At 68.7% G+C, this 18,527-nt stretch carries 19 protein-coding genes and 1 pseudogene; 10 read left to right on the plus strand and 10 right to left on the minus strand.

Features of this window, described 5'->3' with window-relative positions; translation table 11 throughout:
- Positions 1-6: 6 nt before the first annotated feature.
- The gene (tnpA, locus tag ACFY1L_RS29335; protein WP_388830744.1) at positions 7-435 is read right to left on the minus strand and encodes an IS200/IS605 family transposase; all 429 of its coding nucleotides are present in this window, start codon (positions 433-435) and stop codon (positions 7-9) included.
- A 51-nt stretch (positions 436-486) separates the two neighbouring features.
- Here tnpA and ACFY1L_RS29340 point away from each other — a divergent pair, with 51 nt between their 5' ends.
- Both ACFY1L_RS29340 and ACFY1L_RS29345 read left to right on the plus strand, forming a co-directional pair.
- Positions 487-1,701, plus strand: coding sequence for an RNA-guided endonuclease InsQ/TnpB family protein (locus ACFY1L_RS29340; RefSeq protein WP_388830746.1), 1,215 nt, complete (start codon positions 487-489; stop codon positions 1,699-1,701).
- Positions 1,702-1,742: 41 nt separating this feature from the next.
- Complete coding sequence (locus tag ACFY1L_RS29345) at positions 1,743-1,889, plus strand: hypothetical protein (protein ID WP_388831105.1); 147 nt, start codon at positions 1,743-1,745, stop codon at positions 1,887-1,889.
- 236 nt (positions 1,890-2,125) lie between these two features.
- On the opposite strand, the pseudogene ACFY1L_RS29350 reads toward ACFY1L_RS29345, so the two are convergent.
- Positions 2,126-2,467: pseudogene (locus ACFY1L_RS29350) on the minus strand (hypothetical protein); the annotation flags it as partial.
- A gap of 404 nt (positions 2,468-2,871) precedes the next feature.
- Here ACFY1L_RS29350 and ACFY1L_RS29355 point away from each other — a divergent pair.
- The 4 genes from ACFY1L_RS29355 to ACFY1L_RS29370 all read left to right on the plus strand — a co-directional run bounded on the left by ACFY1L_RS29355 (position 2,872) and on the right by ACFY1L_RS29370 (position 5,156).
- Complete coding sequence (locus ACFY1L_RS29355; RefSeq protein WP_388830748.1) at positions 2,872-3,297, plus strand: hypothetical protein; 426 nt, start codon at positions 2,872-2,874, stop codon at positions 3,295-3,297.
- Positions 3,298-3,446: 149 nt separating this feature from the next.
- Positions 3,447-3,833 (plus strand): XRE family transcriptional regulator, encoded by a 387-nt coding sequence (locus tag ACFY1L_RS29360; protein WP_388830750.1) that lies wholly within the window; start codon positions 3,447-3,449, stop codon positions 3,831-3,833.
- A gap of 67 nt (positions 3,834-3,900) precedes the next feature.
- Entirely contained in the window at positions 3,901-4,299 is a 399-nt protein-coding gene (locus ACFY1L_RS29365; protein ID WP_388830752.1) for an XRE family transcriptional regulator, read from the plus strand.
- A 125-nt stretch (positions 4,300-4,424) separates the two neighbouring features.
- Entirely contained in the window at positions 4,425-5,156 is a 732-nt protein-coding gene (locus ACFY1L_RS29370) for an RES family NAD+ phosphorylase (RefSeq protein ID WP_388830754.1), read from the plus strand.
- On the opposite strand, the gene ACFY1L_RS29375 is transcribed toward ACFY1L_RS29370, so the two are convergent.
- From ACFY1L_RS29375 to ACFY1L_RS29390, 4 genes are all read right to left on the minus strand, one after another.
- Complete coding sequence (locus ACFY1L_RS29375; RefSeq protein ID WP_388830756.1) at positions 5,143-6,249, minus strand: ComEC/Rec2 family competence protein; 1,107 nt, start codon at positions 6,247-6,249, stop codon at positions 5,143-5,145. The two genes, ACFY1L_RS29370 and ACFY1L_RS29375, sit on opposite strands and share 14 nt — an antisense overlap.
- Positions 6,250-6,294: 45 nt before the next feature.
- A complete protein-coding gene (locus ACFY1L_RS29380; protein WP_388830758.1) occupies positions 6,295-8,214 on the minus strand; it encodes a S8 family peptidase in 1,920 nt (639 codons plus the stop codon).
- Between the two features lie 18 nt (positions 8,215-8,232).
- Positions 8,233-9,471, minus strand: a complete 1,239-nt coding sequence (locus ACFY1L_RS29385; protein ID WP_388830760.1) for a patatin-like phospholipase family protein — start codon at positions 9,469-9,471, stop codon at positions 8,233-8,235.
- A gap of 111 nt (positions 9,472-9,582) precedes the next feature.
- Positions 9,583-10,371: a Type 1 glutamine amidotransferase-like domain-containing protein gene (locus ACFY1L_RS29390; protein ID WP_388830762.1), complete on the minus strand. Its 789-nt coding sequence runs from the start codon at positions 10,369-10,371 to the stop codon at positions 9,583-9,585.
- Between the two features lie 173 nt (positions 10,372-10,544).
- On the opposite strand from ACFY1L_RS29390, the gene ACFY1L_RS29395 reads away from it, so the two are divergent.
- Entirely contained in the window at positions 10,545-10,688 is a 144-nt protein-coding gene (locus ACFY1L_RS29395; RefSeq protein ID WP_388830764.1) for a hypothetical protein, read from the plus strand.
- A gap of 40 nt (positions 10,689-10,728) precedes the next feature.
- Here the strand turns inward: ACFY1L_RS29395 and ACFY1L_RS29400 are convergent, their stop codons facing one another.
- Together ACFY1L_RS29400 and ACFY1L_RS29405 are read right to left on the minus strand one after the other, a co-directional pair.
- Positions 10,729-11,277, minus strand: a complete 549-nt coding sequence (locus ACFY1L_RS29400) for a cysteine hydrolase family protein (protein ID WP_388830766.1) — start codon at positions 11,275-11,277, stop codon at positions 10,729-10,731.
- Positions 11,274-12,767: a purine-cytosine permease family protein gene (locus tag ACFY1L_RS29405; protein ID WP_388830768.1), complete on the minus strand. Its 1,494-nt coding sequence runs from the start codon at positions 12,765-12,767 to the stop codon at positions 11,274-11,276. Before ACFY1L_RS29405 ends, ACFY1L_RS29400 begins: the two co-directional genes overlap by 4 nt.
- A gap of 189 nt (positions 12,768-12,956) precedes the next feature.
- Here ACFY1L_RS29405 and ACFY1L_RS29410 point away from each other — a divergent pair, with 189 nt between their 5' ends.
- Positions 12,957-13,202: a PLD nuclease N-terminal domain-containing protein gene (locus ACFY1L_RS29410; RefSeq protein WP_388830770.1), complete on the plus strand. Its 246-nt coding sequence runs from the start codon at positions 12,957-12,959 to the stop codon at positions 13,200-13,202.
- Here the strand turns inward: ACFY1L_RS29410 and ACFY1L_RS29415 are convergent.
- Entirely contained in the window at positions 13,154-13,636 is a 483-nt protein-coding gene (locus ACFY1L_RS29415) for a hypothetical protein (protein WP_388830772.1), read from the minus strand. The genes ACFY1L_RS29410 and ACFY1L_RS29415 overlap by 49 nt on opposite strands.
- 63 nt (positions 13,637-13,699) lie before the next feature.
- Positions 13,700-15,139 carry an NADP-dependent phosphogluconate dehydrogenase gene (gndA, locus tag ACFY1L_RS29420; RefSeq protein ID WP_388830774.1) on the minus strand — a complete coding sequence of 480 codons (1,440 nt, stop codon included), beginning with the start codon at positions 15,137-15,139 and terminating at the stop codon, positions 13,700-13,702.
- Between the two features lie 185 nt (positions 15,140-15,324).
- On the opposite strand from gndA, the gene ACFY1L_RS29425 reads away from it, so the two are divergent.
- Both ACFY1L_RS29425 and ACFY1L_RS29430 read left to right on the plus strand, forming a co-directional pair.
- Positions 15,325-16,770 (plus strand): glyceraldehyde-3-phosphate dehydrogenase, encoded by a 1,446-nt coding sequence (locus tag ACFY1L_RS29425; RefSeq protein ID WP_388830776.1) that lies wholly within the window; start codon positions 15,325-15,327, stop codon positions 16,768-16,770.
- Positions 16,771-16,872: 102 nt separating this feature from the next.
- On the plus strand, positions 16,873-18,324 hold the full coding sequence (locus tag ACFY1L_RS29430; RefSeq protein ID WP_388830778.1) for a purine-cytosine permease family protein: 1,452 nt from the start codon (positions 16,873-16,875) through the stop codon (positions 18,322-18,324).
- The last annotated feature ends 203 nt before the right edge of the window (positions 18,325-18,527 follow it).

Here is an 18,527-nt window from a genome sequence, read left to right on the forward strand (position 1 = left end):
TGACGGTCAGAGGGGGCGCTTTTGTCCCTCGATGTACTGACGGATCACGGTCAGCGGCGCTCCGCCGCAGGAACCCGCGAAATAGGAGCGGGACCAGAACACCGAGTCCATCCCGATGCGGTTGATCCGGCCGGTGTACTCGGCCCGCAGATACCGAGAGCTGACGCCCTTGAGGGAGTTGATCAGCTTCGACAGGGCAACCTTCGGCGGGTAGTGCACCAGCAGGTGCACGTGGTCGGCCTCGCCGTTGAACTCCCGCAGCTCCACTTCGAAGCCGGCGCACACCTCCCGCATGATCTCCTCGCACCGCCTCAGCATGTCGTCATCGAAGACGTCACGCCGGTACTTCGTAACGAACACCAAATGAGCGTGGAGATGGTAGGCGACGTGGCGACCGGTGCGGATATCGGGGTTTGATGCCCAGCGAGGTGACATACACCAAGTGTAGTATGATCAAGCGAACGGACGTGGAAGGGGGTGGGCCGGATGATCCGTGCGTACAAGTTCCTCATGCGGCCCACCGTCCGCCAGGCCGCTGCGCTCGCCGCGATGCTGGCCGATCACTGCTCGCTCTACAACGGCGCGTTGCAAGAACGCCGCGACGCATACCGGCACGCCTCGAAGACGAGCATCAAGTACGGGCAGCAGTCCGCACAGCTCAAGGACATCCGCGGCTTCGATCGCGAACGTCAGGGCCGCTGGTCGTTCAGCTCGCAGCAGGCAACCTTGCGTCGTCTGGACAAGGCGTTCGCCGCGTTCTTCCGCCGGGTCAAGGCCGGCGAGACGCCGGGCTATCCCCGCTTTCGCGGGGTGAACTGGTTCGACACGGTGGACTTCCCCAAGGACGGCGACGGCTGCCGCTGGGATGCCACCCCGCACGACCGGGTCACCCGCGTCCGCTTCCAAGGCGTCGGGCACGTCAAGGTCCACCAGCACCGGCCCGTGGTCGGCAAGGTCAAGACCGTGTCGGTCAAGCGCGAAAGCCGCCGCTGGTACGTCGTACTGACCGCCGGGCAGGCACAGACCGAGCCGCTGCCCAAGACGGGCAGCGTGGTCGGCATCGACCTGGGCATAGCCAACTTCCTCGCCGACTCAGGCGGCGAGTTCGTGCCCAGCCCGCGTCACGGCCGGAAGGCCGCCGCCCAGCTCGAAGCCGCGCAGCAGGCCCTGTCCCGTTTCCCGCGCGTGCACCGCGATAAGCGCACCGCCAACCACCGGCGGGCCGTTGACAAGGTTGCCGACCTGCACCGCAAGGTCCGCCGCCAGCGGCTCGACCACGCCCACAAGACCGCTCTTGACCTCGTGCGGGAACACGACGTCATCGCGCACGAAGACCTCAAGATCCGCAACATGGTCAAGGCCCCCAAGCCCAAGCCCGACCCCGATCAGCCGGGCAGCTTCCTGCCGAACGGGGCCGCTGCGAAGGCCGGACTCAACCACTCAATTTCGGATGCCGGATGGGGGGTGTTCCTGACGATCCTGCACGCCAAGGCTGAAAGCGCCGGACGGGAAGTGATCGCCGTGGACCCCCGCAACACCTCCCGGACCTGCCCCGAATGCGGGCACGCCTCAGCGGAGAACCGGCCCACCCAGGAGAAGTTCCACTGCGTCTCGTGCGGCCACTCGGCACACGCGGACACGGTGGGCGCCCTGAACGTTCTACGGGCCGGGCTGGTCCGTCGCGACGCCAACCCGGCATAGCGACAAGCCCCCTCGTTTTACGAGGGGGAGGAGTCACGTGGATGCTGTTGGAGCCGCTGCCGCGCAACCCGAGGACGCCGTGCCAGTCGTCGAGCACCGTCCACACCGAGCGCGGCGCGACGAACAGCACGGGCGGCCCCGGCGGGTCGCCGGGGGTGGCGGGGGCGCGCAGGGTCTGGCCGACGTAGTGGGTGGAGTACGGCGCGCCCGAGGAGTACGGCCAGGTGCCGTCCAGCACGACATGACCGTCGCCGTCGCGTTGTGCCACCCCGACCGGCACGACGGTGGACGCGGCCCGGAAGTCGCCGTCGGTGCCGAAGATCTCGTCCTGGGCCTTCTCGTCGAAGAGCGTGGCGACCTGGAGCACATGGGCGGCGGTGAGCGAGAGCGCCCAGCCGGTGGAGGGGCAGCCGCGGGCGATCTCGGTGACCACGCGGTAGAAGACCGGCAGCCCGAACTCGTGGCCGCCGTAGCGCCGCGGCTGGAGCATCCGGTAGAAGCCGGCCCTGAGGAAGTCGTCGTGGGTGTCCTTGGGGTAGTGCGTCAACTGTTCGGTCTCCGGCTGCCGTTCGAGCAGCACGGGCCTGAGCGCTACGGCGCGCTCGATGATCTCGCTTTCGGTGAGGGCGGGTTCGGGATCGGCGAGCACGGTGCCTCCTGACGGGTAGGGCCGTCGGTTTCGTGACGCGATACGAGTGATTGAACACGGCAAGTGCCTTGCGGTACCGACCGGATAGCGCCAATGCACTTCGAGCAGGCTTGTCACGCGATGTGACGTGGCCAACCGCCTCGACCGGCAGCTCCCACGGGGCTCCTGAACGCGACTGCCAACTTCCGTGAGCTGTGCGCCTTTTGGGTGTGAGCCCTTTTTGCCCGAATCCGTGGCACGTCCGGCAAGCGAGGAGCATTATTACGCTGAGTTGCGAATGTGGCTGCATCTGCACTGTGTGTGCGACACGGATGGGGGTGGTGCAGGTGGTCACGGTGTGGGGTGATGGGTTATCGGTCCACGGGGCTCCGTTTCCCGCTGAAGGCGTGTGGCGGGTGGGACGAGCCGGTCGCCCGCTCAAACCCTGCCGAGCGGACGGCGACCCGCTGGGAAGGCTCCGCTGCTCTTCGGTCCTGGAAGGCTGTCTGGTCGAGGCCCTTGCAGTGTTCCGGGTCTCGGACATGGCCCATGGGATCATCGGTGACGAATGGAGCCGGTCCTGCAAGTTCATGAGGATCGGCACGGTCGCGGCGGAGTGGCGCACGAAGCGCGTCGCCGTACGACTCGACGTCCGAGCGCAGTGGGCGCCGGCCTGTTTCCTGGACGTGGAGTCGGCGTGGACGCGCGAGGTACTGGCCGGCCACCTCGGGTTGAACCCTGGGGACGAGAAGCTTCCACGCGCCATGGCGCACTGGGGGCGGACCGCGAGGGCCGACCACGGGGGCCGGGCCTTCTCCGGCCTCCGCTACTACTCCCGCTGGGCCGCATGGGAGTGCTGGCAGCTCTTCGAGCCGCTCGACGTGGTCGAGGTCAGCCGACACCAGATCCTCTGCGAGGCCCCGGAGTTACGGAGAGCAGCAGGCATACACGGGATTCGGGTGTACTGAAGCGGCGCCCGCGGCGACGGCGGCTTCCCACCGTGACCCGCCAGTAGCTTTGCGTTGTCTCAAAGCCGCACCTCATGGCATATATTCGGTGTGGTTTGTGGTAGACAAAGCGTGTGGGGGGTCCTACACGCCAGGTGGAGGCGACCGACATGACGGGCAACGGCAGGACTTCGACAGACAACGCGGCGAAGGTGCATCGACTTACCGTCCAGACTTCCGTCGAGGAGATCGCGCGATTCCTGCAGGAGAACCTGGGGCAGCGACTGACGGCTTTCATCGCCGAGACCAAGGACGTCAAGCAGGTCGGGCGCTGGGCAAAGGGCGAGCACACCCCACGACTCGAGGCCGAACAGCGCCTGCGGGCGGCCCATCAGGTCTTCCAGCTGATCCAGGAAGTGGAAGGCGTACACACCGCTCGCGCCTGGATGATCGGCATGAATCCCGAACTCGACGACGACTCCCCGGCCGAGGCGATCGCCGCGGGCCGCATGAAGGATGCGGTGATCGCCGCGCGACTGTATGTCGAGGGCGAGTGACCGGGGGGGGTGGTATTTAGGTGTGGTATAGGGTAGCGTCTATAGCCTCTACAACGGGGGGACTGTCATGGCGACAGCACAAGCGGACCGAAGTCTCGACGTCTACCAACTTCTCGGCGTACGCCACAATCCGTCAGTGGGTGTGAAGCCCGCCGATATGGTGCAGTCCCTGCAGAACAAGCTGGGGATCAAGATGACCGCCCGGATGATGGGCGTGAGGCATCTCCACGTGGAAGACGCCTGGACCGAAGAGCTCACCGAGCTGGCACCTGTGACGGCTCGGAAGCTGGTCGCCGCCTACAACGCGTTCGAGATGATCGAGGCAGCGGAGGGTCCCTCCATGGCCCGTGCCTGGATGATCGGCATGAACCCGTGGATGGATGACCTCTCGCCCGTGGAAGCGATAGCGCAGGGCGACTGCGAAGACGTCGTAGCCGCGGCGCGCGTGTACAGCGATTGCGGCTGAACCGTATCCCTGTCGGCGGCGGTGCGCCGCCCCACGCTCTTCCACTGTGAAGACACAGATTCCATGGACGGCGTTCCCCGCACGCGTCCCCGCATATCGCGATCCAGCGAGGTTTCATGACTTCGGTGGCTGAGGTGCCGCTGGCGCCGGTCTCCACTCCGAGTGACGGTCTCTGGCGCGTCGGGCGCAAGACGAATCCGCTCCGCCCCAGCCGGCTCGATCCCAGCGGCGATATTCAGTTCGACGGCAATGGCCGGATCCGGGAGCCGGGCCGGTACGACGGTCGGCAGCACGGCACGTTGTACTTCTCCAGCGACCTGGAAGGGTGCTTCGCGGAAACACTGGCCACATTCCGCGTCTCGGCGGCTCTCAAGGAAGATGCCCTGTCGGATGAGAGAGAGCAGAAGAACCTCAAGCGGGCCGGTGTCATCGGCACCACATGGCGTGAAGGCCGCAGCATCGTCCACGTGCACCCCAAGCGCCAGGAGGGTTTCCTCGACATCGCCGACGCGGCAACCCTCGCTGCCCTGAGCGACATCCTCCGCCCGGAGTTGGCGGATCTGGGCATCCCCTACCTGGACCTCGGCCGGGTGATGAGCCCCAACCGCAAAGTCACGCATGCCATCGCCAAGTGGGCGGCGGGCGCGGTCGACGCGGACGGCAATCCCCTCTATACGGGGATTCGCTATATCTCAAGGCACGGCAAGAACTGGGCATGCTGGGCGCTGTTCCATCGTACGGAGTTCGAGGAGTCCGTCGACGAGATCGTGCAGGAGATCGACGACAGGAAGGACGTCCCCAGGGATTGTCCCGAACTCCTGCGCATCGCCGACCTGTTCGGCCTCACGATCGAGTAACCGCCCCCACCTGCACCGCAATCGACAAATCGTCCGGTTTCCGGAACCGCACCGCGAAGGAACGTCCCGCTGCCCGCTGTTCCTCGGCGAACGACGTGAGGCGTTCCTCCCGGTTGGTCAAGTGGAGCGTGAACGCGTCGTCCTGACGTGCCGCAGCCAGCATGTGCAGGGACTCCAGATCGGGGTTGCCATGGCGGCCGTCCGCCGAGATCACATAGTGGTCGGCGGTCACCGTGCGGAAGAAGTCCTCGTCGAGAGAGCGTGCGCTGCCGTGGTGAGGGACCTTCAGCACGTCCACGTGGACACGGCCGTCCACGAGCAGCCCCGCCTCGCTGACACCTTCGGTCACGTCGTCGCCGCGTGCGTCGCCGGTGAGAAGGACCGTGTGGCCGTCGTGTTCGGCGAGAATCACCAAGCTGGACAGGTTGGTTGCCGTGCGGTCCAGCAACGCCGCGGCCTCCGCCGCTGCACCCGCTGACCGCCGTTGCAGTCGGCGGAGCTCCTCGTCCCACTCCCGCTGCAGCTGTTCCAGGCGTTCCGGTGCCGGTGCCAGCACCGTCAGGGTCAGTTCTCCCGGCAGCCGGACCGACGGGCCTCCGGGCGCGCCGCGGGCGATGATGCCGGGGAACGGCCGGTTGACCGGTACGGCCAGCCTGTCGGCCTGTCGGCGGAGCCTGCGGCCCTGGTCGACACTCGCCGCGACAGCACGAGTCCGCTCCGTGGATTCACCCCGCAGTGCCGCCAGACCAGGGTCGAGGTTGCCGATGACGTCGTCGAAGCTGTTGTGCCAAAGACGTTCCGGGATGAACGGCACCGGCCTCAACTCGTCGGTGGCCTCGACCAGTTCGTCCATGAGGTCCATGATCCCGCGGATGTGATCGTCGTCGATGTGGCTTACCAGCACCATGTCGATGGGCAGTTCGTCGACGTTCCGCTGCTCGGCGAGTGCACGGAGCCTGGGGCGCAGCGTTCTGCGATACACGCCGGCCGGACCGCCGTCGACGAGCATCAGTCCCGGTGCGTCCGCAGGGCCGTAGTGGAGCAGCAGACAATCGCCGTGGCGGGCGTTGAGCGCTTCCACGGTGAAGGTCACGGGGACCACCGCCTCTTGTGGGTCGAACAGGGTTCGGACGGACTGTCAGACGGACTGGATGGCGCGCAGCACGTCGACCATGCCCTTGCCCTGGAAGTAGGGCTCCCGGCCGAGATCCGTGGCCGTACGGCACAGGATGTCCTTGACGCGCTCGGGCTCGCCGATCAGTTCGTGGTGCCGCGCCAGCAGCAGCGCGGCGCTGCCGCTCACATGGGGCGCCGCCATGCTGGTGCCGTCCAGGGAGCGGATGTCCTCCCCCGGCACCGCGGACCAGATCTTCTCGCCGGGGGCCACCAGGTCGGGTTTGGCGCGGCCGTCGCCCGTGGGTCCCCGGCTGGAGAAGTAGCTGACCCCGTAAGTGTGCGGGCGGTACCGATGGGTCGCTCCGACCGTGATCACGCCCTGTGCGTTGCCAGGGTCGGTGATGCTGACGCTCCGGTATCCCTCGCCGGCGATGCCCCGGCTACCGTCCTGCTGCGCGTAGCCCTCGTTGCCGGCCGGCGTCACCACGATCACGCCCGTGTCGACAAGGCGCTCGCACTCCTCGCACACCGGTGTACGGCCGCACGCGTAGTTGGCGACGTCGTGCGGAATGGACAGGCTGAGGTTGGCGCCGTGGACCACGACGTGGTCCTGGTGTGCGTTCAGGTGCCGGACGAACTGCAGCGCGGCGATGATGGAGAACTCGTCGCCCTGGCCCTGGTCGTCCAGCACGCGGATGTCGTACAGCGGCAGGTCGGGACAGAGCCCGATCAGGTCGTGCTCCAGCGAGGCAGCGCCGGGGCCGCCGTCGGTCCTGCGCCAGTCGCCGGCCAGGATGCCGGCGACATGCGTGCCGTGCGGATGGACGGGCGGGCGGTAGGCGCCAGTGCGGTGGTCGATTTCCAGGAGCGGGGCGAACAGGTCCCAGTCGATCTGGCGTCCGCTGTAGAGATGGCGGCGTAGTTGGGATATGCGCTGGCCGGATTCCCGCAGCCTCCGGCGCTGACTGGTCGTCAGCGCTTCGGACGTCATGGAATCGGGGTCCAGCAGCGTTCTGACCTGTGTGAAGTCGTACGTGGCGAGCACACGCGTACGGTTCGCATCTCCACCCCGGCTGCCGAACGGCGTCGGGTGTGGGGCACCGGTGGCATCACGCATGCGAAAGGCCGGATGCGTGGCGTCGATCCCGCTGTCCAGGACGGCCCAGCGCAGAGCGTCGCAGCGTAACTCGAACACCCTGCGGGCCGCGTCGGCCTTCACCGCCTGGGACGACCGCCAGACGGTGGCGGACGCGCCGCGGTTGCGGCCCACGGAAAAGATGAGCGGGCGCTCCTTCGTGCCGAGCGGCCCCGCCCCGTCCAGCAGCCGTCGGGCGGCCCTGACCTTGGCGGACGCGTCCTGCGCTGTGCGGCCGGTGTCCGCGGTGGTCCGGCGCAGCTCGATGGTGCCGATCATGGAGACCATCCAGACGGCGTTGTCCCGCGGGTCCGCGTGCTCATGGCCGGCCTCCAGCCGCTCGACGGCCTCGGCGAGGGCGCGGTCGGCCTCGGACTCCGAGTCCGCTCGGGGCGCAAGCCTGTCGGTCAGCTCCCGGTACTCGGCCTGCCATGCGGACAACGGCAGCACCACCCGCACCAGTTCGTCGAACCAGAGCCGGACGGCCACCGTCGACTGGCTGTACGCCAGCTGCACGGACTCCCGATCCTGGCCGTGCTCGGTTCTCCAGTGATCCGACTCCCGTTCCGCGGCGAGCCGTTGGTGCACGGCCCGGAAGACTTCACCCGGGTTCGTCCCCCGCATGGGAGTCAGCAGGAGGTCGACCTTGTCGTGCGGGCTCTGGCCGTAGGCGAACCAGACGTCGGGCAGGACGGGAGAGTCCTGGGTGAAGCGGCGCAGCGGCGCCTTGCGGAAGATGAGGTCCTCCAGCTGTCGGTGCTGCTCCGCCGGGTCGGCAGGCCCTCCCCTGCGGTCGCTGAACTCCATCGCATCCCCCGTTCCGGGTCAGAAATCGATCCAGTCGGGCGCTTTCCCCGTCACTGCGCCGGGGTGGTATGCGGCGAGTGACGCGCCCGTCAGCCACCAGCCCCGGTAGATCAGCCGCCGGCAGACCTCGGGCGGGAAGCGCCCGAAGGAGGTCCTGTACTGGGCCATCGGTACCCGCCAGTCGGGGTGCTCCGGCCGGCCCGCCTGGTCTGTCCACTCGGGCGGGAGCCTGCCGGGTGGGAACGTGGTCGCAAGTCCGAACAGGACCCCTTGCCGTCCCCAGGGCGGGGAGGGCACATGGTTCCGGGCAGCCTCCTCCCATGCCTTGAACCTGTCCACCATCTCGCGCATGCGCAGGCTCGTGGTCTGTCGGTAGAGCAGGGCGTTGGCCCGGGCGAGTTCCCGCACGACGGGGATGTGGCCGTAGGGCCCGGTCTGGAAGATGCCGCCGGCGTTCAGCGCGATCAGCAGCGTGCCGTCGAGATCGTCGACGGCCTCCAGCGCGGAGTTGTCGTACGCGCCTCCGTCGAGCAACCGCGGGGCTTGGCCCCCGGCGCAGGGGAACGTGACGCCGCGCACGGTGAACGGCGCGAACGCACCGGGTACGGCTGCCGAGGCGGCGGCCGCCTGGGCGAGGCGGATGCTCCCGGCGGTGCGGGCCCAGCCGCAGACCCAGTCGCCGATCCGGTCGCGCTCGAAGGCGAAGCGGACTCCCGTGGTGAGGTTGGCGGCGTTGAAGACGAACCTGCACGCGGGTGAGAGCTTCTCGAGCCGCAGTTGCCGGAAGAACCAGTCGTCGAAGACGTCGGCGAGGAGGTCCGTCCGGGTTGTCCGGGGGCCGGCCGCCCGCCACAGGCGGCGCACCACGGCCCAGGTCAGGGAATCTGTACTGATCCGCCCGACGAAGGGCCGGACGAGGATGTCGTCCACCGCGTCCCGCGAGAAACCGTGCTCCTCCAACTGCCCGTAGTGGTGGGCGAACAGCCCGCCCGCCACAGAGCCGCCCGAGACCGACGAAACGTACCTGACATCGCTCAGCAGACCGGTCTGGGCCAGGAACCGCAACACCCCTAGCGCGGCCAGCGTCGCGCGGAAACCCCCGCCCGAGAATGCGAGAGCCAGAGGGAGCGCGGTCGGCGGCCCCGCAGGATCGGCCGCTCTCAGGAGCCGCTCGTGACAAGGTGAAATCAAGTCGTGCGCGGCGGTGCCGATGGCGGGCGAAGCAAGCGGAGAGGCGTCGTTCGTCTTCCGTGCCATGGCCCCCGCCCCCGTTTCACGCCGTCGCCGCAGCGCCGCTTTTCCAGCCTGGGGGCTGCTTCCGGGCCGGGCAATAGAGCCATCGACGCAAGGCGATACGGTTTTTTCTGGTCACCTGCCCTCGGACGCAGTGGATGTGCGCAAGGGTGGTGAAGGCGTGGAGAGACCAGCCCCGGTGTCCCGGACGAGCCTTCGCCCCGGCACGCTCCGTTCGTCGACCCCGCCCCGCCCGTCCGGCTCCACCCGGTACACCTGGGCACCCGGCACCCTGCTCACCGTCTCCGTCAGCCGGCCGTCCGTGAACAGCGCCCCCACCCCGTCGTCCAGTGCCCACCCGGCGGGCAGCGAACCGTCAGCCACTGCCGCCCGGTAGGAGGGACGGCGGCCCGGTTCGCTGTCGTAGTGGGGGCAGACCGAGCCCGGGAGCAGGCCCAGGCCGTCCGGGAGGAAGGTGAGGGGGCCGAAGGAGTCGGTGTGCGAGCCCTCGGCCCAGCAGTTGGCGCCGGCGCTGATGCCGCACAGCAGGGTGCCGCGGTCGTAGGCCTCGCGCAGCAGACGGTCCACGCCGTGCACCCGCCACACGGCCAGCATGTTCGCTGTGTTGCCGCCGCCCACGTACGCGACGTCCTGCGCCAGCAGGAACGAGCGCAGGCCTTCGTCGTTCAACTCCCTTTGGAACAAGGGAAGTACAGATGCGTCGCAGTCCTCGCGCGCCCGGAACGCGGCGAAGAATCTCTCGACGTACGCGACGGCGTCGCCGCTGGCGGTGGGCAGAAAGCAGACGCGCGGGCGTGCGGTGCGCGCGTGGCGGAGCACCCAGTCGTCCAGTACCCCGTCGTCGTCGAGGCTGAAGCCTCCGCCGAGGAGGGCCAGTCGGTGTTGTACGGCAGCAGCGGACACTGGAGCGCCTCCTGAAAAGACTGGGTGTCTCGGAACCCTGCCGTGGCGTGAGCTGCGCTCGCAATGGGAAATCGCCACCAAGCGACTGAATCCGCAGGCCGGGCGGCGTGTCCGGGAGAGCGGGGCGGCCGGCTCGGAGGCAGGGTGGTCGAGGCTCTCGTCGAGGAGGAATCGTGAAGCGTCGTGTCGTCGCCGCCCTGGCCGCTGCCCTCGCCGGGCTGATGTTGTTCTCCGTACCGGCCGCGGCTCACGACGGCCGCGGCAACGTCGAGAGCAACGACTGGAACTTCCCGCTCACCAACATCGGCCTGTTGTAGCGCCGCGCCGGTAGCCCTCACGCCTTGCGGCGGGCTCCGCTCACTCCGGCTCCCCCAGCAGTTCCGCCACGCCGGTCACGCGGACCAGCGGCCGGTACAGGTCCATGACCTGCAGCGCCTTGGCGTGCGTGTCGTCGTCCGCGCCCGCGCAGGCGTCGGCGGCGACCAGCACCTCGATGCCGGCGTCGGCGGCGGCGAGCGCGGTGGACAGGACGCAGCAGTCGGTGCTGACGCCGGCCAGGACCAGGCGGCCCTCGGGGCCGACGAGCCGGGCGAGTTCCGGGGTCCACTTGCCGAAGGTCGTGGCGTCCACGACATGCTCTGGGTGTTGCGCGAACTCGTCGGTCAGGTCCCAGAGTTGGGCATCCGGCGGCTGGAGCGCGAAGGACCACCGGTCGTAGTAGGCGCGCCAGGCGCCCTCGGGTTTCACGGGGGCCACGAAGCGGGTGAAGGCCACGCGGTCGCCAAAGGCCGGCAGCAGGCGTCGTATCCCTGCCGCGGCCTCGGTGAAGCGGGGGGTGGCCCAAGGGCTGTCGGGCTCGGCGAAGACACGCTGCATGTCGATGACCGCGAGCAGGCCCGTGGTCATACGGCTGCTCCTTCGTCCGCCGGACTCGGGGTCTGCGCCTCCTGGGTACGGACGCGCCTGCGGGTCAGGGCCAGGGTGCCGAGGAAGCCGAGGGCCAGGGCGGCGAGGACGCCGAGGTTGGCGTAGGCCCAGGCGCCGGACTTGCCGCCGAGGCCGAACGGCTTGAGGAGGTAGCCCTGCCAAGTGAGCCAGCTGGCCGCGGAGTTGGTGACCAGGCCCCAGCCGAGGGCGGTCGCGGCGACGGTGAGCAGCAGGGGGGTGAGTGGTACGTCGCCGTAGCGGCCGATGGGGCGGTAGAGGTCGCCGTCGTCGTAGTCGCGGCGGCGCAGCGCCAGGTCGGCGAGCATGATTCCGCACCAGGCGGCGATGGGGACGCCGAGGGTGGTGAGGAAGCCCATGAACTGGCCGAGGAAGTCGTCGGCGAAGAAGACGATGTAGATCGAGCCCGCGATCATCAGCACGCCGTCGACGAACGCGGCCACGTAGCGGGGAATGCGGATGCCCGCCGACAGCAGGGCCAGGCCGGAGGAGTAGATGTCGAGGACCGCGCCGCCGACCAGGCCGAGCACGGCGACGACGGCGAAGGGGACCAGGAACCAGGTGGGCAGGATGGTGGTGAGCGCGCCGATGGGGTCGGCGGCGACGGCCGCGTTCAGCTTGCTGGAGGAGCCGGCCAGCAGCAGGCCGAAGACCAGCAGGAGCAGCGGGGCCACGGAGGCGCCGAAGGTGGTCCAGCCGATCACGCCGCGACTGGACGAACTGCGCGGCAGATAGCGGGAGTAGTCGGCGGCGGCGTTGACCCAGCCGAGACCGAAGCCGGTCATCATGAAGACCAGCGCGCCGATGAACTCCTGGGCGGAACCCGCCGGGAGGGCACTGACGGTGCTCCAGTGGATGTGGTCGGCAACGAGGCCGATGTAGACCACGGTCAGCACGCCCGTCACAACGGTGATCACGGTCTGCAGCCGCATGATCAGGTCGAAGCCCATCACGCCGCCGACGACGGTCAGCGCGCCGACCACGACGAGTGCGACCACCTTGGTCGCGGTGCCGCCGCCCCAGCCGAGCCGGTCGAAGACGGTGGCGGTGGCCATGGTGGCGAGCGCGCACAGCACGGTCTCCCAGCCGACGGTGAGGACCCAGGAGATCACCGAGGGCAGACGGTTGCCCCGGACGCCGTACGCGGCGCGGCTGAGGACCATCGTCGGTGCCGAGCCGCGCTTGCCGGCCACCGCCACGAAACCGCACAGCAGGAACGAGAAGACGATGCCGATCACGCCGGCGATCAGCGCCTGCCAGAAGGAGATCCCGAAACCGAGGGCGAAGGCGCCGTAACTCAGGCCCAGGACCGAGACGTTGGCACCGAACCAGGGCCAGAACAACGTCCGCGGAGTGCCCTTGTGCTCGGCGTCCTTGATGACGTCGAGGCCGTGCGTCTCGACCTGGAGCTGCCGGGTCGCCACCGCTCTGCCGTCGGGGGTGTCTGCCATCGTCGACCTGCCTGTCCTGGTGTGTTTGCTGGAGGCTAAGTGGGGGCCGGTCGGGCGTCAATGATCAATGGGACGGACGCGTCCGCATCCGTCGTGAACCGATCGGGCGGCCTCGTCCGATGAAGGGGCGAACAGGCAAGAGCCCGGCGCCCGTTGAAGGCGCCGGGCCCATCAGGAAGGAACCAGCCCATGTCGGCCGTTGCCGTCTGCGCCCTCTACGCCTTGGCGATCGCGCTGTACCTGCACACGCTCGTGGACTGCGTCAGGACCCCGCCCGCCCGGACGCGCTTCCTGCCGAAGACGTTCTGGGTGCTCGCCCTGCTCTGGGCCCCGGTCCTGGGCGGCCTGGCATGGCTCTACCTCGGCAAGGGTCCGGAAGCCGAGCCTCAGCGCGCCCAGAACGGCAGCGGCGGGCAGACGTTGGCGCAGGTGTAGCCGCCGGGCATCAACAGACCTGCGTCGTCCTCGTTGTTGGCGCCGCCCGCGAAGTAGACCTCGGGCACCCAGCCCCAGCGGCCGTTGTCCGCCTTGGTGCTGCCCCACCAGAAGTTCTCGGCGGCCCCGGCGCGGAAGGTCTGGCCCTTCATCTCGGTGACGAACCAGTTGGCTGCGCCGCCCTGTTCGAGATACCCGACGACGGGAGCGCCCGGTGAGCGCGTGGCGTACACCGGGACGTGGCCCTGGGTGAGGTTGCAGTACCTGACCTCCGTTCCCGGCCACGCACGGCCGGTGCGGGGATCGGTGAGGTCCTTCCTGGTGGGGTTGTGGCAGGGGACGTTGTCGGTTGCGTGGGCGGCGGGAGCGGTCAGGCCCGCGAGGCCGGCGAATGCGACGGCGGCCGTGACGAGTCCGCGCTTGATGTGGATCATGCAGTCGGGAACGAGGGGTCCCCGGGGATGGTCACGGCGCCGCGTCCGTCCGGACGGTGCTGGTCAGGCCGTGGTTTCGTGGCGTTCGGGGGCGGACCAGTGGGTGTGGAAGGTGCCGGGGCGGTCGGTGCGCCGGTAGGTGTGGGCGCCGAAGAAGTCGCGCTGGCCCTGCAGAAGGGCTGCGGGTAGCCGGTCGGCGCGCAGGGTGTCGTAGTGGGCGAGGGCGGCGGAGAAGGCGGGGACGGGGATGCCGCGGCGGGCGGCGGAGGCGACGATCTCCCGCCAGGGCACCTGCGCGTCGGTGATCTCCATCGCGAACTCCATCTCGCCGAGCAGGCTGACCAGGTCGCGGTCGGCGGCGTAGGCGGCGCGGATGCGGTCGAGGAAGGAGGCGCGGATGATGCAGCCGCCGCGCCAGATCCGGGCGACGGTGCCGAGGTCGATCTTCCAGCCGTACTCGGCGGCCGCGTCCTGGATCATCTTCCAGCCCTGGTCGTAGGCGATGACCTTGGACGCGTACAGGGCGTGCTCGACCTGGGAGGCGAAGCGGTCGGCCTCGGTGCGGCTGAGCTGGGGTCGGGTGCCGCCGGGCAGTCCGGAGTAGGCGGCGCGCAGTTCGCTCTGGCCGGACGCGGCGCGGGCGAAGGTGGCCTGGGCGATGGCGGTGACCGGCGAGGCCAGGTCGAGTGCGGTCTGCACGGTCCAGCGGCCGGTGCCCTTCTGGCCGGCGGCGTCCTGGACGATGTCGACGAACGGCTGCCCGGTCTCGGGGTCGGTGTGGGCCAGTACCTCGGCGGTGATCTCGATCAGGTAGGAGCCGAGCCGGCCCTCGTTCCACCGGTGGAAGATGTCGGCGATCTCGGCCGGCTGGTAGCCGGCGACCTGGCGCAGCAGGTCGTAGGCCTCGGCGATGAGTTGCATGTCGGCGTACTCGATGCCGTTGTGGACCATCTTGACGAAGTGCCCGGCGCCGTCGCTGCCGATGTGGGCGGCGCAGGGCTCACCGTCGACCTTGGCGCTGATGGTTTCGAACATCGGGCCGAGGACGTCGTACGACTCCGCGGAGCCGCCGACCATGATGGACGGTCCCTCGAGCGCGCCCTCCTCGCCCCCGGAGACCCCGGTGCCGACGAAGTGGATGCCGCGCTCGCGCAGGGCGGCCTCGCGGCGGCGGGTGTCGGCGAAGTGGGCGTTGCCGCCGTCGATGATCATGTCGCCGGGTTCGAGGAACTGGGCGAACTCGTCGATGACCGCGTCGGTGGCGGCGCCCGCCTGCACCATGATCATGAGGCGGCGGGGGCGGGCGAGGGCGGCCACGAACTCCTCGGGCGTCTCGGCGGGGACGAAGGTGCCCTCGTCGCCGTACACCTCCATGAGCGCGCGCGTGCGGCCCACCGTGCGGTTGTGGACGGCGACGGTGTAGCCGCGGCGGGCGAAGTTGCGCGCCAGGTTGCGGCCCATCACACCCAGGCCGGTCACGCCGATGGCTGCGGTTGCGTTCATGGTGTTCGTCCCTCGATCGGTGCGTTGGCGGTGGCGGGGCGGGGCGGCCCCATGACCGTGAGGTACGGACGGGCGGCCGGATCGTCTCGATTCAGGTGGCGTTCACCACTCCGACGACCCCGATCGATCAAACGAAACACCAGGGGTTTATCATCTGAGCGCTGCCTAGCTCGAAAGATGGATCTGTGACTGTCAACGACGACTCGTTCACCAACTGGAAGACCCGCGAGGAGACCGCGGAGTCGATGATCCCGATCATCGGGAAGCTGCACCGCGAGCGGGACGTCACCGTCCTGCTGCACAGCCGCTCCTTGGTGAACAAGTCGGTGGTCAGCATTCTCAAGACGCACCGGTTCGCCCGGCAGATCGCCGGCGAGGAGCTGTCGGTCACCGAGACCCTGCCGTTCCTGCAGGCGCTGACCGCGCTGGACCTGGGCCCGTCCCAGATCGACATCGGCAGGCTCGCCGCGAGCTACAAGAGTGACGACCGCGGGCTGTCGGTGGAGGCGTTCACCGCCGAGGCCGTCGCGGGTGCCACGGGCGCCAACAAGATCGAGCGCGGCGAGGGCCGGGATGTCGTCCTGTACGGCTTCGGCCGCATCGGCCGGCTCGTGGCCCGGCTGCTGATCGAGAAGGCCGGCTCCGGCAACGGTCTGCGGCTGCGCGCGATCGTGGTGCGCGGCGGCGGCGACCAGGACATCGTCAAGCGCGCCTCGCTTTTGCGCCGGGACTCGATCCACGGCCAGTTCCAGGGCACGATCACCGTCGACGAGACGAACAGCACGATCTTCGCCAACGGCAACGCGATCAAGGTGATCTACGCCAACGACCCGTCCGAGGTCGACTACACGGCGTACGGCATCAGCAACGCCATCCTCATCGACAACACCGGCAAGTGGCGCGACCGCGAGGGCCTCTCCCAGCACCTGCGCCCCGGCATCGACAAGGTCGTGCTGACCGCGCCGGGCAAGGGCGACGTCCCGAACATCGTGCACGGCGTCAACCACGACAAGATCAAGCCGGACGAGCAGATCCTGTCCTGCGCGTCCTGCACCACCAACGCGATCGTGCCGCCGCTGAAGGCGATGGACGACGAGTTCGGTGTGCTGCGCGGCCACGTGGAGACGGTCCACTCGTTCACCAACGACCAGAACCTGCTGGACAATTACCACAAGGCCGACCGCCGCGGCCGTTCCGCGCCGCTCAACATGGTGATCACCGAGACCGGTGCCGCCTCCGCCGTGGCGAAGGCGCTGCCCGACCTCAAGGCGCCCATCACCGGCAGCTCGATCCGTGTGCCGGTGCCGGACGTCTCGATCGCCATCCTGAGCCTGCGGCTCGGGCGTGAGACCGACCGCGAGGAGGTCCTCGACTACCTCCGCGAGGTGTCGCTGACCTCGCCGCTGCGGCGCCAGATCGACTTCACCACCGCCCCCGACGCGGTCTCCAGCGACTTCATCGGCTCGCGGCACGCCTCGATCGTCGATGCCGGCGCCACCAAGGTCGACGGCGACAACGCGATCCTCTACCTCTGGTACGACAACGAGTTCGGCTACTCCTGCCAGGTCATCCGCGTCGTCCAGCACGTCTCCGGGGTGGAGTACCCGACCTTCCCGAGCCCGGCGGTCTGACGACGGCCCATCGCCCGGTCAAGGGTCGGCAATGACCGCTTGGCCGGGCGCCTGGGGGGAATGAATTCGGCCACAGGTGCGGATCATCACCCAGGAGGTGCCATGACCACGTCGTCGGAGCCACGAGTGTCGGGCCTGGAGATCCGCTCCATCGACTACGTCCCGCTGGACGAGCGCCACGGCAAGCTCTGGCACCTGGGCCCGCTGTGGTTCATGTCGAACGCCCAGATCGCCACGCTCGCGGTGGGCCTGATCAGCATCACCGAGGGCGGCAACCTCATCTGGTCGCTGATCGCGATCGTGTCGGGCACCGTCCTCGGCACCTTCTTCATGGCCTTTCACTCGGCCCAGGGCCCGCAGCTGGGCCTGCCGCAGATGATCCAGTCGCGGCCCCAGTTCGGCTACGTCGGCGCCCTGTTGGTGTGGCTGTTCGCCTACGTCCAGTACGCGGGCTTCAACGTCTTCAACACCATCCTCGCCGGCGAGGCCATGCACACCACCGTCCACGGCGGCGTCAAGCTGTGGGTGGCCGTGGTCACCGTCGTCGCCCTGGTCATCGCACTGGTGGGCTACGACGTCATCCACAAGGCCGAGCAGTTCCTGACGTACTCCTTCCTGGTCGTCTTCGGGATCTTCACCGTGGGCGTCCTGGTCACGCTGCACTACCCGGCGGGCTCCTTCGACCTCGGCGCCTTCAAGGCCACACCGTTCCTGGCGCAGTTCGGGGTGGTGGCCGGCTACCAGATCAGCTGGGCCATCTACGTCTCCGACTACTCGCGCTATCTCCCGCCGGGCGTGACCGTCCGCAAGACCTTCTACTGGACGTACTTCGGCTCGGCCCTCGGCGGCATCTGGCTGATGGTCCTCGGCGCGCTGCTGGCCGCCTGGGCGGGCAAGGACTTCGAGACCATCAAGTCGATCAACGCGGCCGGGGACAAGGTGTTCAGCGGGTTCGGCGCGATCGTGCTGCTCTTCGCGGTCCTCGGCCTGGTCTCCGTCACCGCGCTGAACATGTACGGCGGTTCGCTCACGCTCATCAGCGCCATCGACTCGATCAAGCGGGTACGGCCGACACTCGGCGTACGGCTGGTGACCATCGGGCTGACCGCGGCGCTCTCCCTGGTCGGCGCGCTGGCGGCGACCTCCAACTTCCTGGAGAACTTCAACAACTTCCTGCTGCTGGTGCTCTACCTGTTCATCCCGTGGACCGCGGTGAACCTGATGGACTACTACGTGGTGCGCCGCGGGCACTACGCCATCGCGGAGATCTTCAACCCCCGTGGGATCTACGGCCGTTGGGGATGGCACGGCATCATCGCGTATCTGGTCGGCTTCGGCGTCATGATCCCCTTCTTCTCCGTCGGCACGCTGTACGTCGGCCCTGTCGCCGACGCGCTGGACGGCGCCGACATCTCGCTGTTCGTCGGGCTGCCGGTCGCCGCGGTGCTGTACTGGCTGCTGACCCGTTCCATCGACGTGGACACCGAGCAGCGGATCGCCGAGGCCGAGGCGGAGGCGCTGGAACAGGCGGCGCACGAGCACCGCGAACCCTGACGGTGCCCCGCCGGCACACACCGCGCGGCGGCTCGAGCCGACCGTCCCACAGGGCCTTTCGGTACCTCGCGGGGCCTTTTGTTGGTACGTCCTGACATACCTGTTGACATCCCTCTGAGGGCGCTCCATAGTGCGTGCTACTAGAGCGCGCTAATGAAGCGCTCTAGCGACGGCGAAGCAGTCGGTCCCCACCGATGACCGCT

The organism is Streptomyces sp. NPDC001663 (genome assembly GCF_042893105.1).
GTDB lineage: Bacteria > Actinomycetota > Actinomycetes > Streptomycetales > Streptomycetaceae > Streptomyces.

Coding starts and splice junctions, on each gene's coding strand:
- ACFY1L_RS29340 (WP_388830746.1), top strand. CDS start 487: ATGATCCGTGCGTACAAGTTCCTCATGCGGCCCACCGTCCGCCAGGCC.
- ACFY1L_RS29360 (WP_388830750.1), top strand. CDS start 3,447: ATGACGGGCAACGGCAGGACTTCGACAGACAACGCGGCGAAGGTGCAT.
- ACFY1L_RS29415 (WP_388830772.1), bottom strand. CDS start 13,636: ATGATCCACATCAAGCGCGGACTCGTCACGGCCGCCGTCGCATTCGCC.
- ACFY1L_RS29380 (WP_388830758.1), bottom strand. CDS start 8,214: ATGGAGTTCAGCGACCGCAGGGGAGGGCCTGCCGACCCGGCGGAGCAG.
- ACFY1L_RS29355 (WP_388830748.1), top strand. CDS start 2,872: ATGGCCCATGGGATCATCGGTGACGAATGGAGCCGGTCCTGCAAGTTC.
- gndA (WP_388830774.1), bottom strand. CDS start 15,139: ATGAACGCAACCGCAGCCATCGGCGTGACCGGCCTGGGTGTGATGGGC.
- ACFY1L_RS29365 (WP_388830752.1), top strand. CDS start 3,901: ATGGCGACAGCACAAGCGGACCGAAGTCTCGACGTCTACCAACTTCTC.
- tnpA (WP_388830744.1), bottom strand. CDS start 435: ATGTCACCTCGCTGGGCATCAAACCCCGATATCCGCACCGGTCGCCAC.
- ACFY1L_RS29410 (WP_388830770.1), top strand. CDS start 12,957: ATGTCGGCCGTTGCCGTCTGCGCCCTCTACGCCTTGGCGATCGCGCTG.
- ACFY1L_RS29430 (WP_388830778.1), top strand. CDS start 16,873: ATGACCACGTCGTCGGAGCCACGAGTGTCGGGCCTGGAGATCCGCTCC.
- ACFY1L_RS29345 (WP_388831105.1), top strand. CDS start 1,743: ATGCTGTTGGAGCCGCTGCCGCGCAACCCGAGGACGCCGTGCCAGTCG.
- ACFY1L_RS29400 (WP_388830766.1), bottom strand. CDS start 11,277: ATGACCACGGGCCTGCTCGCGGTCATCGACATGCAGCGTGTCTTCGCC.
- ACFY1L_RS29385 (WP_388830760.1), bottom strand. CDS start 9,471: ATGGCACGGAAGACGAACGACGCCTCTCCGCTTGCTTCGCCCGCCATC.
- ACFY1L_RS29405 (WP_388830768.1), bottom strand. CDS start 12,767: ATGGCAGACACCCCCGACGGCAGAGCGGTGGCGACCCGGCAGCTCCAG.